The following is a 14,029-nucleotide window of genomic DNA, read 5'->3' as shown; positions in this document are numbered from 1 at the left end:
CTTAGCCGGTGGTCGTCCCCTGGTCTTCCCTCGAAGGCCGGTCAGTTGGTGTTGAGTGTCAGCCCGTAGTACGAGAGGGCGTCGTCGAGTGGCTGAAAGTAGGAGGAACCACGCGAGTTGACGCCGCCCGTGCACTCCTGGCGGAGCGGGCCGCCGGAGGTCATGCCCTGGGCCTGGTTGCCGGAGATGTACGCGCCGCCGCTGTCGCCGCCCTCGGTGCAGACGCTGGAGGTGGCGAGACCCGTGACGACCGTGTCGGGGCCGCCGTTCTGGTCGACGTAGGTGACGGAGACGTTGTAGGAACCGATCGCGCCGCACGTCCACCCGGTGGTCGCGCCGGACTTGCAGATCGTGGCGCCGGACGCGGCACGGCGGCTGCCGCTGACGGCCACGTCGGAGGCTTGGCCCCAGGTGCCGACCCTGGTCGTGATCGAGTGGCCGGAGTTGATGGAGGCGACGCCCATGTCGACGCTGCGGGTGCCGAGCGCGAAGCGGGTGGCGGTGCCCTTGGCGAACGCGACGCCGCCGTAGCGCAGGGTGGGCAGGCCGGCCACGCAGTGTCCGGCGGTGACGAGGTACTGCTTGCCGGAGCGGTCGCGGGCGCCGTAGCCGACGGAACACCAGCCGGAGGTGTCGTTGATCGTCATCTTGCTGCCGGGGGCGATCGCGGCCTGCGGCGCGAGCTTCTCCCCGCCCCGCACGATCCGGACGGCGGAGCCGTACTTCGCGGCCTTGGCCAGGAACGCCTTGGCGGGGGCTCCACGGTCGCTGTTGACCTTGATGGTGACCTTGTCCGCGGCGAGATCCACGGACCAGTCGGTGATTCCGGCGGGGGTGCGCCGGACGGCCGCGGCGTCCAGCTGCGTCTTGATCTCGTCGAGCTTCTCCTGGCCGCGGACGGGCACCCGCGCGTCGAGACCGGCCTTCTCGATGGCGGCGACGTCGGAACGGTCGTCGGCGTTGACGGTCAGATTTCCGGAGGCGTCGAAGAATGCGCCGTCCTCGGATATCCCGTTCTTCTTCAGCTCGGCGAGCTTGTCCTGCTGTATTTCCTGCCGGTCGAGCCGGTCGATCGCGGCTTTCTCGCTCACACCGAGTGATGCGGCCAGTGCCCGCACCATCTCGGGCTGATAGCGGGCGGTGGGTGCATTGTCCGATGCCTGTGCCGGTGCCTGGGCTTGCACCTGCGCCTCTGCCGTGACCTGGGTTCCCATGACCACTGACGCCGAGAGCAGAGCCGCCACGGCGGTGAATCTGTATCTACGAGATGTACGAGATGCGGGCACACCGATTCCTTCCGGATGGCAGGCAGGAACCCTCGGGAAATACCGGAAGACAGTGGGGGTGTATTCACCGATGGATGAGTCCCTGCCCGACGACGGGCGTGGGGCCCGCCGTGGCATGAACTCTCGCGCCGCCACCCGGGATTCGGCAAGGTCCGGAACAGCGGGAGCTTTTAACAGAACATCAAGGGAACTGTTAAAACGGCCCACTTCGGCGGCTGGCCCCCGGTGTGCCGGGGACCGCCCCGATCAGTCCACGGACTCGTCCAGATAGTGTTCGTCGATGTGCGCCCGGTAGCTGGGATCGGTGACGCGCAGGTCTCTGTCGAAGCGCGGGGCGTCCTTCACGCGGTCCTTCGTGCGGGGCACGTACACGGTGCGGCTCACCTCGTCGACATCCGCGATGACCCAGAGGGGCAGCAGCACCTTCTTGCTCAGCAGCGCCCCGCCGGTGTCGACGACTATGTGGTCGGGCGCCACTTCCTCGGAGACGGGGTCGACTTGCCCGACCGACCCGTCACTCGCCTCCACCGTGCAGCCGATGAGACCGACGGCGGAAATCCGCCTGTTCTGGTTTCCGGAGACCTGGAATTCGTCGGACATTCGCTCTGATCCTCTCCCGCGTCGATGGAGTGGGAACCAGATGTCCACGCCGACGCGGACGAAACCTGGAAGGAAGGGCCGGGCGGCGAGCGGCGGCGCGGCGATGCGGCGGGGGCGGCGTTGCGGGACCTTCACATCTTCGGGTCCGTGAAGGCGTTCGAGTGGGGCAGGCGAGAGGGGACGCCGCGGGGAGGTCGCCGCAGATGCTAGTTGTCGCTCTCTTGTTGTTGCCGGTCATGGGGCTTCTGCTGATCGGCATGGACCGGGTCGAGGACCGGTTGAACGGACGTGCCGCATCGCCGGCCGGCCGCCATCGAGGTCACCTACGGCTCATTCACGGGCAGAAACGCACGGGGCGCCGCGACGCGGTACCGCAGAAGCGCCGCAGCTCCGAGAAGCGCCCGGAAAAGCGCCACGCGGCCTGAGGGGTCGATTGGAGGTGCGTACGCAGCCATAGGTGCCACCTATGGCGGGCATGGTGAGCGCGTCTTGGACGCTATGCGCCCAGGTCACGCAGACTGAGTACGTCGGTACGCGGCGCCGGAACCGGCCGCGTACCGGCGTGCACCACCCGCCGAAGACCCCACCGGAGGCACGACGTGGACTACGTACAACGCACCATCGACCTCGCCCGTCGCAACGTCGAGGACGGCGGTCGCCCCTTCGCCACCGTCATCGTGAAGGACGGCGAGATCATCGCCGAACGCGCCAACCAGGTGGCCCAGACCCACGATCCGACGGCCCACGCGGAGGTGCTGGCCATCCGTGACGCCTGCACCCGCCTCGGCACCGAGCACCTGACGGGCGCCACGATCTACGTCCTGGCGCAGCCGTGCCCGATGTGCCTCGGAGCGCTCTACTACTGCTCTCCGGACGAGGTCGTCTTCCTCACGACCAGGGACGCCTATGAGGCGCACTACGTCGACGACCGCAAGTACTTCGAACTGAGCACGTTCTACGACGAGTTCGCCAAGCCGTGGCAGGAGCGCCGCCTCCCGATGCGCCACGAGCCGCGGGACGGCGCCGTGGACGTCTACCGCCTGTGGCAGGACCACAACGGCGGGGACCGACGGGTGCCGGGGGCACCCACCGCCGCCCGGTGACACCGGCGCAACCCATGAGCGCGGCACGCCGCATGCGCTTCGACGGATGGATCGCGGGAGTGGGCACGGCCGTCGGCGTACGCATCGTCGTCGGACACTGGCCGCTGTCCCCACTCGGGCCCTTCGCCGACGTCATGGTGGAGCGGGCCGACGGGCACCGGATACTGCTGGCACCCTCGCAGGAAGTGGCGGAGTTCGTCACCGCCACGTACCGGTTCGACGAAGTCGTCATCTGCCCTGTCACCGTCTCCCCCGCCCGTGACCGGTGGGAGGTGACAGCCGGCCCGCTGCTGCTCTCCTTCACGCCCGGCCGGTCCACCGTGCTGGGGCGTCTGCTGAGGCTGGCCCCCGCCCGTCTGGCAGGCAGCACCGGATGGGCCGCGCTGTGCGATGTGCCGGCCCGCGTGCTGATGCGCGGTGTGCGGACACGTGGCAGCGCGGGGGCGGGGCGCCGTGAGTGGTACGCCGCCAGGGACCTGCGCTCCATCACCGCGGCGGAGGCGTCCTGGGACGGGCAGCAGTTGGGCGCGCTGAGCGATGTGCACCCTCCGGTCCGCTTCGGCTTCGGCTCCGTACCCCGCCGCCCTTCCCTCACCCGCGTCGTCACCACGGTGGAGGTCTCCGCCCCCGGCCGGCGCGCTCGGCCGTAACCTCGATGCCATGGTGTTCGACTCCTCCCGTTTCGATCTCCAGCCGTACGCCGGTTTCGACATGGCTCGTTACGTCCGGCGGACGTACTGCAGCTGGGAGACCGCGGGCTGGCAGTCCCTGCTCGTCCAGCGGTTCGAGCATGTTCCCGTGGCCGAGGACATGGAGCTGCCGGGTGCGGCAGACCTGCACTTGGTGCTGCCGGTCGCGGGGCGGGCGGCGATGGAGACGCGGCGTGACGGTCGGACGACGCACCACACGTGGGCACCGGGGCGGCTGGAGATGGGCATCCCCGGGCAGCCCGTCCTCCGCCGCTATCGTGCGACCGGGGCGATGCGGAGCGTACAAGTACACATTCCGCGTGACACGGTCGAGACGATCGCGGCACAGCTGGGCGGCCGCGCGGTGGACTACGAGGCCCTGGCCGCGTCCTTGGCGGCAGGGGACCCGCTGATCGAGGAGGCTGTCCGCGCACTCGGCTCCCCCGACGAGGTGGCCGGTGACCTGTACGCCGAATCGGCGGCGGCCTTCCTGACCGTGCACCTGCTCACGCGCCATGGGCGTAGTTCGGGCTCACCCCCGCATTCGCCTTCACGTTCGCCTTCGTCTTCGCGGGAAGACGCGCGCGTAGGAGCCGCCATCGCGATGATGCGCGACCGGCTGGCCGAGCCGGTCACCCTGGCCGAGATCGCCGGTGAAGTGCACCTGAGCGTCTACCACTTCGTCCGGGTCTTCAAGGCGGCCACGGGAGTGACCCCGTACAGATACCTCACCCGGCTGCGCGTGGAGGAGGCGAAACGGCTGCTGCGCGGCACCGACCTGCCGATCGCCCGGATCGCGGCGCGGTGTGGCTTCGCCGGCCCCGGCACCCTGTCGGCCACCTTCCTCCGGCAGACCGGAGCGCGCCCCTCGGACTACCGCTCCGGCCACCGCAATTCCTGACCGCCCCACCGCAATCCCACGCATGGGCCCGGCACCATGACGTCCCTAGGCTCCGCCTCATGATCAATCCTGAGACATCATGAGGAGCGCCGAGATGCCCGACATGCACTCGTACGACGTCACGGCCGAATCGACGGCACCGCCGGAGACGATCTGGGTGCTGCTGCGCAACCCGCGGAGCTGGCCCGAGTGGTCACGCATCGACGCGCTGGACACCGGCCGGTCGCACGACCTCTCGCCCGACGGCCAGGACGGAGTCGGAGCCACCCGTGCCTTCCGTACGGGAAAGGTCGTCACCCGGGAACGCATCACGCGCCTGGCGATCGAGCCCGAACACCGCTTCTCGTACGAGGGTGTGGACATCCCGCAGATGGCCGACTACCACGCCACCGTCGAACTGCATGAACTGCCCGGCGGCGGAACGCGGATCCACTGGCACGGCACGTACGTGGCCCGCGGCAGGATGCGCTGGGCCTTCCAGTGGTACCTCCGCCGCTTCATGCAGGCGATGGCGACGGGCCTCGCCGAACACGCCGCAGGCCTGGAATCCCCACCGGCATCGGGTCCCGCCGGGGCGGGTACCGGAGCAGGCGCCGCGCCGGAACCCGACTGAGGCGGCCTGTCCGGAGGGGGCATCGAGCCCGGGACGCCGCCTCAGCCGAGGACGGCTCGCATCTCCTGCTCGATGATCTCCTGGAACGGTATGTCGTCCTGATTGCCGAGGACGACGCCGACCCAGCCGGTGTCCGGGTAGATGTTCCAGCTGGCGACAGAGCCGGGGTTGACGCCCGCGCGACCGTTCACCCAGCGGCCGCCCACGAGGCTGACCGGCATCATGTAGGCGGCGAACGACGCGTCGGCCGGGGCCGTCCGGCCGGCCAGACCGCCGCCCTGCGGGGGCAGGGGGGCCTTGGCGCCGGTGAGCAGTTGGGCGTAGGGGCGGTCCAGTACGGTCCCGTCGCTCAGCGCGTGCGCGAACCGGACGAGGTCCGGCGCGGTCGCGAAGCCGCCGTCCCCCGGCGGGTCGATGAAGTAGCGGCCCGGGTTCTTGCCGAGTTGGTACGGGTCCGGGCTGCCCTTGTCCAGGTTGCGGACGGCGTCCACCCGGCTGCCGTCGGCCAGCCGCATGTACGAGTGCGCGATGTGCTGGTCGGTGAGCCATTGCGGCCGGGTGTAGAACGCGGTGCCGGTCATGCCGCAACGCCGGAAGACGTGCTCCTCGACGTAGTCCCAGTAGCTCGTGCCGGTCACGGCCTCCACGATCAGCGCGGGGATGGCGACCTCGGCCCCGGCGTGGTCGGTGGGCGTACCGGGTGCGCTCACCAGTTTCGCCTGCCTCGCCCACCGCTCGTAGAACTCCCGTACCTCCTTTCTGCTCTGGAAGACGCGCTGCAGGTCCTCCTCCGGGGTGTTCAACCCGGAGGTGCCGGAGAGCAGGTGATGGATCGTCACCTTTTCGGCGATCTCCTCGGCGAAACCGGACAGATGGGTGCCCACCGTGTCCGAAAGTCTCAGCTTGCCGCGCTGCGCCAGTTGCAGGATGGCCACGGCGCCGAACGGCTTGCCCGCGGAGGAGAGGTTGAACGCGACGCCCTCGTGGTTGCGGACTCCCTTCTCCTTGTCGGCCATGCCGTAGCTGCGCGAGAGCACGGTCCGGCCCCGGTGTGACAGCAGCACCACGCCGGAGAACCTGTCCTCGGCGGCGAGCTTCGCCACGTACCGGTCGTAGGCCCCGCCGGGCCGGGTGTCCGGCGGGACGGCGGCGGAATCGACGGCGGGCGGGGCGGCGAGCCCGGCCCGGGCGCTCACCGGCCGGGCACCCGCCGCGACCACGCCAACGGCCGACAGCCCACCCCATCCGAGCAGCCGACGCCGGTCAACACCGGCTACGGAATCAGAGCCCATCCCCATGTCCTGTTCCTGCCTTTCCTGGTCGACGGGCCGGCCGGTGTCAGGCACCGGCCCGTGCGTCCACTGAACAAGGAGGGGGGTTGCGGGGGCGTATGCGGTTTTCGATACGTCCGCGATATGTGCGGGATCCTCGTCGCCGGGCGTCGGCTCCGCCCATAGCCACTGCTCAGTCCAGACTCGGTCGATCGATTCGGTAGACGTAGTGCGCACGACCCTCGGCAGGGTTGTCCGGCTCGAGGTCGCCCTCGGCGACACGACGCAGCCCGGCCTTCTCCAGGGCCCGCCAGGACGCTCGGTTGGCCGCCTGCACCGGCACCAGGATGCAAGAGGCATCGGGATGGTCGTTCCAGGTCGTCCGGATGACCGACCGGATCATCCGTGGGCCGAGCCCGCGGCCGGTCTCCTGAACCTCACCGATCAGGTAGTCGATGGTCATGGCCCCGTCGGGCACCTCGATGAGGGCGGCGAGCTCTGCCAGGTACGCGGGGTAGTCCGACAGGCGGCAACGCTGCACGAGACCGATCGGGCGGCCGTCGAGGTGAGCCAGCAGATCCTCGGACGGCTCCTCTCCCCTGATGGCAGGACCGAAGTCTCGCGCCACCGCCTCCTGGGAGGTCTCGTGGCTCCACCATCGGGCCACGTGCGGCTGCCGCAGCCAGTGCCCCAGTAACGGAAGGTCGTGCTCGGCGAGGCGACGGAAAGTGAACATGGGGTGTCTCCGGTGGGGGTGGTTGTCGTCGCTGACAGTCTCCGTGCTGCAGCAGGTTTTCTTGGTGGGTCGGCGGATGGTGGCGGTCAGCAGCAGTCACATCCGGGGCGGCAGCCACAGGCGTCCGTCTCGGCACCGACGGACGGCGCCGACGCTGCCGTGGGTGCGCAGCAGCCCTTGCCCTGCCAGGCGTCGCGGCCCTCCTTCACCGCGACGGCCGCGATGACGAGAGCGGCGATCGGGTCGGCCCAGGACCAGCCGAGCGTGGCGTTGAGAACCAGGCCGACCAGCAGGACGGCGGACAGATAGGTGCACAGCAGCGTCTGCTTGGAGTCGGCCACGGCGGAGGCGGAGCCGAGTGCACGCCCGGCCTTGCGCTGGGCGGTGGACAGGAACGGCATCACGGCCAGGGAGAGGGCTGCGATGACGATGCCGGGGATCGACCGCTCCGCCTCGCCGGTGCCGGCCAGCGCGCGGACGGCGTCGACGGTGACGTACGCGGCGAGCGCGAAGAAGGAGACGGCGATGATGCGCAGGGTGGTCTTCTCGCGGGCCTCGCGGACGGCGTGCTCACGGGCGGAGAACTGCCAGGCGACCGCCGTGGCGGAGGACACCTCGATGACCGAGTCGAGGCCGAAGCCGATCAGGGCCGTGGAGGAGGCGAGCGTCCCGGCGGTGATGGCGACGATTGCCTCGATGATGTTGTAGGTGATGGTCGCGGCCACCAGCAGGCGTATCCGGCGGGCGAGAAACTCACGGTGGCCCGGGCTCGGGCCAGGGCCGAGGGACAGGGGTATCTCGGCGGTCATCAGCAGCAGCCCTTCCTGTCGGCGTCCGCGCAGGTGCGGTCGGTCTCGACGGCGACCACGGCGGTGCGCAGGTCGTCCAGCGCGTGGCCGAGGCGTTCGTCGGCGAGTTCGTAGCGGGTGCGGCGGCCGTCGGGGACGGTGACGACCAGGCCGCAGTCGCGCAGGCACGCCAGGTGGTTCGACAGCCGCGTACGCGACACGCCGAGCGCGTCGGCCAAGTCGGCCGGATAGGCCGGAGCTCCGTGCAGGGCGAGCAGGATGCGGCAGCGGATCGGGTCGGCGAGCGCGCGGCCGAACCGGGCCAGCACCTCGATGTCGGAGACAACAGTCAGCACACCTCGACAGTACACGCATCGCTGAATTCAGGGAATCGTGGATTATGCAGAGCTGAGCGCGACCTCCGCCCGCAGGCCGTCGGCCCTGGCGCCCCGCTCAGTCGGGTGGAGCGCCTGTGTCGACGATCCGGTATCCCACGCCGGGTGTGGTGGCGATGACCGGAGGGGCGCCCAGTTTGCGGCGCAGGCGGCTGATGGTGACCGTGACGGTGTTGGTGAACGGGTCGGCGTGTTCGTCCCATACCTGTTCAAGGAGGTCCTCCGCGCTGAGAAAGGCGGGGCTCGCGTCCAGGAGGGCTTCGAGTACCGCGAACTCCTTGACCGACAGGTCGAGTTGCCGGCCGTCACGACTGGCGGTGCGGCGCATCGGGTCGAGTTCGATGCCCGCCGTGCGCAGGGTGCGAGACCGGGCGGCAGGGCGGCGGCGGGCCAGGGCGCGGATGCGCAGGACGAGTTCGGGGAAGTGGAAGGGCTTGGCGAGGTAGTCGTCGGCGCCCAGGGTCAGGCCGCTGACGCGGTCCCCGGGTGAGACGGCGGCGGTCAGCATGAGGACCATCGCGGGGCTGTCCCGCTCGGTGATCATCTGGCAGAGGGTGTCGCCGTGGATGCCTGGCAGGTCGCGGTCGAGCACGACGACGTCGTACGTGTTGACGTCCAGCTTGGCCGCTGCGTCGAGCCCGTCGTGGGCCACGTCCACGGCCATGCCCTGATCACGCAGCCCCTCGGCGATGACTTCGGCGAGGGGGCGGGCGTCCTCGACCACCAAGACCCTCAACGCGCCGCGCCCGTCTGTGTGTCGGGGGCTTCCGCCGTTGCCCTGCCGTCCGCGCTGGGGAGGACGACGGTGACGCGCAGGCCGCCGTCGGGGCGGGCGCGCAGGTCAAGGGTGCCGTGGTGGGCCTGGATGATGGCCGCGACGATGGAGAGGCCGAGGCCGCTGCCCCGGCCGGTGCCGGTCCGGTCGGCGCCGAGGCGGCGGAAGGGCCGCGCGAGGTCCGCCACCCGCCGTTGGTCGAGAACCGGTCCGCTGGACTCGACGACGAGGGACACTGCGCCTGCGTCGTCTCCTTCGGACCGTACCGCGACACTGATCCAGCCCCCGGGGTCGTTGTGCGCGATCGCGTTGTCGACCACATTGTCGGCCACACGGCGCAGCAAGGTCTCGCTCCCCCACACCCACGCGGAGTCGTCGATCCGGTTTTCGCGCACGGTCAGGTCCTTGGCCGCGATGTCTTGTGCCCGTTCGGTCAGGGCGGTCAGCGCGAGTTGGCCGAGGGAGAGGCGCGCCGAGTCGGTGAACTCGCCGTGCTGGGTGCGGGCCAGGACGAGGAGACTCTCCAGCAGCCGGTCCACCTGGTCGAGTTCGGCGCGCATCCGGGCGGCCAGGGTGGCCGTGGTCTCGGGTATCGGGCCCGGCTTGGCGAGGGCCACGTCCAGGGAGGCCCGCATCGTGGTGAGTGGGGTGCGCAGCTCGTGGGAGGCGTTGGCGACGAAGAGGCGCTGGGCGTCGAAGGAGCTCTCCAGGCGGCCGAGGAGGTCGTCGATGGTGTCGGCGAGGTCCTTCACCTCGTCGCCGGGGCCGGCGATGGCCAGGCGTTCGTGCAGGCTGTCGGCGGTGATGCGGCGGGTTGCCGCTGTCATCACGCGCAGCGGACGCAGCACTCGGCCGGCGACGAACCAGCCGAGGCCGACCGAGATCACCGCCATGACGCCGAGGGCGATGGCGGAGCCGATCAGGATCTGCTGGGACTGGGTTTCGTGCGCCTGGGCCAGCTGCTGCTCCAGCTCATCGATGCGGCCCTGGGCCTGGGCCGCCGTCGCGGGCTGATCGGGGCCGGCATCGGGAACAGCCTGGCTGGAGCGCGATCCGCCGGAGGCCACCACGGCCGCGATGGCGAGCAGCGCTGTTCCCGACAGCAGGAACAGCGTCACGTACAGGGCAGTGAAGCGGGTGCGGGCGGTGCCACGGCGCAGGCCGAGACGGGTGGTCAGGCCGAGCCGGGTGGTCAGGCCGAGCCGGGTGGTCAGGCCGAGTCGGATGGTCTGGCCCGCGAGCCGTCGGGGCGGACCCCATTTCATCCGCATGCTCCCCTCTCGCCACCGCACCAGGACACGTACTGGGGCACGTACTGAGACACGTACCAGGCCAGGCTAAGCCGAGGCGCCTAACAGCGAGATGACAGCGGCCGTTCGGTCCCTGTAACTCGCTCCGTCACAGGCTGGGCCCATGAACAATGAGAGTACGAAGGCGACGATCGAGGTCATCGGCCTGCGTAAACGCTTCGGGTCACAACTGGCCCTGGACGGGATGACGTTCACCGTGCGGCCCGGACGGGTGACCGGCTTCGTCGGCCCGAACGGCGCGGGCAAGTCCACCACCATGCGCGTGATCCTGGGCCTCGACTCGGCTGAGGAGGGACAGGCTCTGGTCGAAGGGGTGCCGTACCGCACCCTGCGGCGGCCGCTTCGGCATCTGGGGGCACTGCTCGACGCCTCCGCGCTGCAGCCGAGCCGCACCGCCCGCAACCACCTGCTGTGGCTGGCCCATTCACAAGGCGTGCCGGCCCGGCGGGTGGATGAGGTCATGAAACAGGCCGGCCTGGGCACCGCGGCCCGGCGCAGGGCCGGCGGCTTCTCGCTCGGCATGCGTCAGCGCCTGGGGATCGCGGCGGCGCTGCTCGGTGACCCGCCGGTCGTCATGCTGGACGAGCCGTTCAACGGCCTCGACCCCGACGGCATCGTGTGGATGCGCGGCCTGCTCTCGTCGCTGGCCCGGCAGGGCCGCGCCGTTCTGGTCTCCAGTCACCTGATGGGTGAGCTCGAAGACACCGCGGACCATCTCGTGGTGATCGGCCGCGGCCGGGTCGTCGCGGACACCAGCGTGTCCGAACTGCTCGCCGAGGCGGGCGGCGGCCGGGTCACCCTGCGTACCTCCGCGCCTCAGCGTGCCGCCCAGGTCCTGCACGGCGCGGGCGCCACCGTTCTCACCACCGGCCCCGACACCCTCGGCGTCACGGGCCTGCCCGACGAGGAGATCGTGGCCCTGCTCGCCCGGAACGGGGTGCCGTTCTCCCAGGTGTCCACGCATCGGGCGACGCTCGAAGAGGCGTACATGGAACTCACCCGGGACGCGGTGGAGTACCGGGGCACCCCGGCGAGGGGGGCCATGCGATGACCACCACCCTCACCCCGCGCACCCCGGCCACGAGGCACGCCGAGCGGGGCCGGTTCCTCAGGACGCTGCACGCCGAGTGGACGAAGTTCCGTACCGTACGCGGCTGGGTCCTCGCCATGGCGGGGGCGCTTCTGGCGACGATCATGGTCGGCCTGCTCGGCACGGCCGCCCCCGGCCCCGGCGATGGCGGCGCCGACTCCGCCTCGTATCCCAAGGGTCCCGGCGGCGAGGCCGTCAACGACAGCTTCTACTTCGTCCGCAAGACGCTCACTGGCGACGGCACTCTCACCGTTCCCCTGCGGTCGCTGACTGGTGTGGTCGACAACGGGGCCGGCAAGACGGCCCAAAGCGTCCAGCCCTGGGCGAAGGCCGGGATCATCGTGAAGGAGAACCTCACTCAGGGATCGTCGTACGCGGCGGTCATGGCCACCGGCGGCCACGGCGTGCGCATGCAGTACGACTACACGCACGACGCGGCGGGCCCGTCCGGCAAGGTCTCCCAAGGGTCCCCTCGCTGGTTGCGTCTGGTCCGCTCCGGTGACATTCTTACCGGTTCCACCTCCACCGACGGCTTCCACTGGACCAAGGTCGGCCGTGCGAAGCTGCCTGGGCTCGAGCGCACCGTGCAGGCCGGGCTCTTTGTGACGTCACCGGAGGCGAAGCAGGACACCGGGGCGGGCGCGGGCTTCAGCCCCGCCGTGGCCACCGGCGCCTTTGGCCGGCCCGCCCTCACCGGCGACTGGTCCCGGGGGACGTGGAGCGGCACCCAGGTGGGCGGTGACGCGGGCACCTCCGGCAGCTACACGAACACCATCAAGGGCGGCTTCACCCGGACCGACGGCGGCGGGTTCACCGTGACCGGGGCCGGTGACATCGCACCGGTCGTCGGCGGGCCCGTGATGGGCGTCGGCTTCTCCGTCGAGAACTTCCTCGTCGGCACCTTCGTCGGACTGATCGTGGTGATCACCGTGGGCACGGTGTTCATCACCGGCGAGTACCGGCGCGGTCTGCTGCGTACGACCATGGCGGCAACTCCCCTGCGGGGCCGGGTGCTTGGCGCCAAGGCACTGGTGGCCGGGATCGTCGCGTTCGCCATGGGCCTGGTGGCCGCCGCGATCACCATTCCCCTCGGGGAACACAGTGCACGCGGTAGGGGCTTCCATGTCTTTCCCGTCGCGTCGGCGACCGAAGTGCGCGTCGTGGTCGGCACCGGCTTGCTCTGCGCGGCCGCCGCCGTGTTCGCCCTCGGCGCCGGTGCGCTGCTGCGGCGCAGTGGGACGGCGGTCGTCCTGGTCGTCGCGTCGATCGTGCTGCCCTTCCTGCTCGCCACCTCCGGCGTGCTGCCCCCGGGCGTCTCGGAGTGGCTGCTGCGGGTGACCCCGGCTGCGGGCTTCGCCATCCAGCAGACCCTGCCGCGGTACGCGCAGGTGCTCAGCGTGTACGAGCCGTCGACCGGCTACTACCCGCTGGCGCCCTGGGCCGGCCTCGCCGTGCTGTGCGGATACGCCACGCTCACCTTTGGTCTGGCCGTGGTGCGGCTGCGCCGGAGGGACGTATGAGTCTCCTGAGCGGTGTACGACTCATGAGTTCGGCGGACGGCGCGTGGCGAGGGGGCTTCGGCCGCGCCCTGCGCGCGGAGTGGACGAAGCTGCGCACCGCAGGAGACACGGGCAGGTTGCTCCTGCTGGCCATCACACTGACCGTGGCCGTCGGCTGCGGCACCGCCAAGACCGTGAAGTGCCCGGACACGGGGTGCGGCGAGGACGTCGTCAAGCTCGCCCTGACCGGCGTCACCGTCGGGCAGGCGGTCATTGCCGTCCTCGCGGTGCTGGCCGTCAGCGGCGAATACGGCACCGGGATGATCCGCACCACGTTCACGGCGATGCCGAACCGGCTCACCGTCCTCACCGCCAAGGCGACGGTCCTCGCCACGGTCGTCCTGGCCGCCGGGACGGTTGCCGTCCTGACCTCTCTCCTCACCGGCCGCCTCATCCTGCCCGGCAACGGATTCACCGAGGCGCGCGGCTATGCCCCCCTGTCCCTGACCGACGGCCCGACCCTGCGCGCGGCCGCAGGCTCGGTTCTCTACCTCGTCCTGATCGCCCTGCTCGGCCTCGGCCTGGCGACGGCGGTACGGGAGGCGGCGCCCGCCATCGGGATCGTGCTCGGGCTGCTCTACCTCTTCCCGGTCGTCACCCAGGTGGTCAACGACCCGGAGTGGCAGCGCCACCTCCAGCAGATCTCGCCCATGACCGCAGGACTCGCGGTCCAAGCCACCATCCGTCTGCACGAGATGCCCATCGGCCCATGGGCAGGCCTGAGCATGCTCGCCACGTGGACCGCGGCCGCGTTGCTGGTGGGCAACCTGCTGCTGCACACACGCGACGCGTAGCCGAACCGAGCGGACCGCAAGCACGATGGCTTGAGGCCGCTCCCCGGCTCGACGGCGCCTCACCCGGCCGCAGCAGCCAGCCCGGCCACCGAGCCGATGCCGACCGCGCAGGACGACGA

At 70.5% G+C, this 14,029-nt stretch carries 16 protein-coding genes; 8 read left to right on the top strand and 8 right to left on the bottom strand.

Translation table 11 applies throughout. The annotated features are described in order from the left end of the window. Positions 1-41 precede the first annotated feature (41 nt). Together ACZ7LU_RS09730 and ACZ7LU_RS09725 are read right to left on the bottom strand one after the other, a co-directional pair. Positions 42-1,214, bottom strand: coding sequence for a S1 family peptidase (locus ACZ7LU_RS09730; protein ID WP_471916520.1), 1,173 nt, complete (start codon positions 1,212-1,214; stop codon positions 42-44). A gap of 318 nt (positions 1,215-1,532) precedes the next feature. Continuing rightward, entirely contained in the window at positions 1,533-1,886 is a 354-nt protein-coding gene (locus ACZ7LU_RS09725; protein WP_398304645.1) for a PRC-barrel domain containing protein, read from the bottom strand. Positions 1,887-2,122: 236 nt separating this feature from the next. Here ACZ7LU_RS09725 and ACZ7LU_RS09720 point away from each other — a divergent pair, with 236 nt between their 5' ends. From ACZ7LU_RS09720 to ACZ7LU_RS09700, 5 genes are all read left to right on the top strand, one after another. Beyond that, complete coding sequence (locus tag ACZ7LU_RS09720) at positions 2,123-2,311, top strand: hypothetical protein (RefSeq protein ID WP_468084802.1); 189 nt, start codon at positions 2,123-2,125, stop codon at positions 2,309-2,311. A gap of 174 nt (positions 2,312-2,485) precedes the next feature. After that, a complete protein-coding gene (locus ACZ7LU_RS09715; RefSeq protein WP_398304642.1) occupies positions 2,486-2,989 on the top strand; it encodes a nucleoside deaminase in 504 nt (167 codons plus the stop codon). A 14-nt stretch (positions 2,990-3,003) separates the two neighbouring features. Beyond that, on the top strand, positions 3,004-3,639 hold the full coding sequence (locus ACZ7LU_RS09710; RefSeq protein WP_471916290.1) for a hypothetical protein: 636 nt from the start codon (positions 3,004-3,006) through the stop codon (positions 3,637-3,639). 10 nt (positions 3,640-3,649) lie between these two features. Further along, entirely contained in the window at positions 3,650-4,579 is a 930-nt protein-coding gene (locus tag ACZ7LU_RS09705) for a helix-turn-helix domain-containing protein (RefSeq protein ID WP_471916289.1), read from the top strand. A gap of 94 nt (positions 4,580-4,673) precedes the next feature. After that, a complete protein-coding gene (locus ACZ7LU_RS09700; RefSeq protein ID WP_471916288.1) occupies positions 4,674-5,192 on the top strand; it encodes an SRPBCC family protein in 519 nt (172 codons plus the stop codon). A 41-nt stretch (positions 5,193-5,233) separates the two neighbouring features. Here the strand turns inward: ACZ7LU_RS09700 and ACZ7LU_RS09695 are convergent, their stop codons facing one another. The 6 genes from ACZ7LU_RS09695 to ACZ7LU_RS09670 form a co-directional block, all read right to left on the bottom strand. Beyond that, a complete protein-coding gene (locus ACZ7LU_RS09695) occupies positions 5,234-6,388 on the bottom strand; it encodes a serine hydrolase domain-containing protein (RefSeq protein WP_471916287.1) in 1,155 nt (384 codons plus the stop codon). 268 nt (positions 6,389-6,656) lie between these two features. Beyond that, positions 6,657-7,199, bottom strand: a complete 543-nt coding sequence (locus ACZ7LU_RS09690; RefSeq protein ID WP_471916286.1) for a GNAT family N-acetyltransferase — start codon at positions 7,197-7,199, stop codon at positions 6,657-6,659. Between the two features lie 86 nt (positions 7,200-7,285). Next, positions 7,286-8,008 (bottom strand): cation efflux transmembrane domain-containing protein, encoded by a 723-nt coding sequence (locus tag ACZ7LU_RS09685; RefSeq protein ID WP_471916285.1) that lies wholly within the window; start codon positions 8,006-8,008, stop codon positions 7,286-7,288. Beyond that, positions 8,008-8,343 carry an ArsR/SmtB family transcription factor gene (locus tag ACZ7LU_RS09680; protein ID WP_471916284.1) on the bottom strand — a complete coding sequence of 112 codons (336 nt, stop codon included), beginning with the start codon at positions 8,341-8,343 and terminating at the stop codon, positions 8,008-8,010. Before ACZ7LU_RS09680 ends, ACZ7LU_RS09685 begins: the two co-directional genes overlap by 1 nt. A gap of 97 nt (positions 8,344-8,440) precedes the next feature. Beyond that, entirely contained in the window at positions 8,441-9,118 is a 678-nt protein-coding gene (locus ACZ7LU_RS09675; protein ID WP_471916283.1) for a response regulator transcription factor, read from the bottom strand. Then, the gene (locus ACZ7LU_RS09670) at positions 9,115-10,422 is read right to left on the bottom strand and encodes a sensor histidine kinase (protein ID WP_471916282.1); all 1,308 of its coding nucleotides are present in this window, start codon (positions 10,420-10,422) and stop codon (positions 9,115-9,117) included. The genes ACZ7LU_RS09675 and ACZ7LU_RS09670 overlap by 4 nt, the downstream gene beginning before the upstream one ends. Positions 10,423-10,570: 148 nt before the next feature. Here ACZ7LU_RS09670 and ACZ7LU_RS09665 point away from each other — a divergent pair, with 148 nt between their 5' ends. The 3 genes from ACZ7LU_RS09665 to ACZ7LU_RS09655 are packed head-to-tail and all read left to right on the top strand — an operon-like array spanning position 10,571 to position 13,910. Continuing rightward, positions 10,571-11,518, top strand: coding sequence for an ABC transporter ATP-binding protein (locus tag ACZ7LU_RS09665; protein WP_471916281.1), 948 nt, complete (start codon positions 10,571-10,573; stop codon positions 11,516-11,518). Continuing rightward, on the top strand, positions 11,515-13,077 hold the full coding sequence (locus ACZ7LU_RS09660) for an ABC transporter permease subunit (RefSeq protein WP_471916280.1): 1,563 nt from the start codon (positions 11,515-11,517) through the stop codon (positions 13,075-13,077). The genes ACZ7LU_RS09665 and ACZ7LU_RS09660 overlap by 4 nt, the downstream gene beginning before the upstream one ends. Next, complete coding sequence (locus ACZ7LU_RS09655) at positions 13,074-13,910, top strand: ABC transporter permease (RefSeq protein ID WP_471916279.1); 837 nt, start codon at positions 13,074-13,076, stop codon at positions 13,908-13,910. Before ACZ7LU_RS09660 ends, ACZ7LU_RS09655 begins: the two co-directional genes overlap by 4 nt. Positions 13,911-14,029 lie beyond the last annotated feature (119 nt).

The sequence above is a fragment of the Streptomyces sp. NPDC039462 genome (assembly GCF_055639375.1).
The sequence above is the reverse complement of the archived record's forward strand: the minus strand, read 5'-3'. Positions and strand labels throughout refer to the sequence as shown.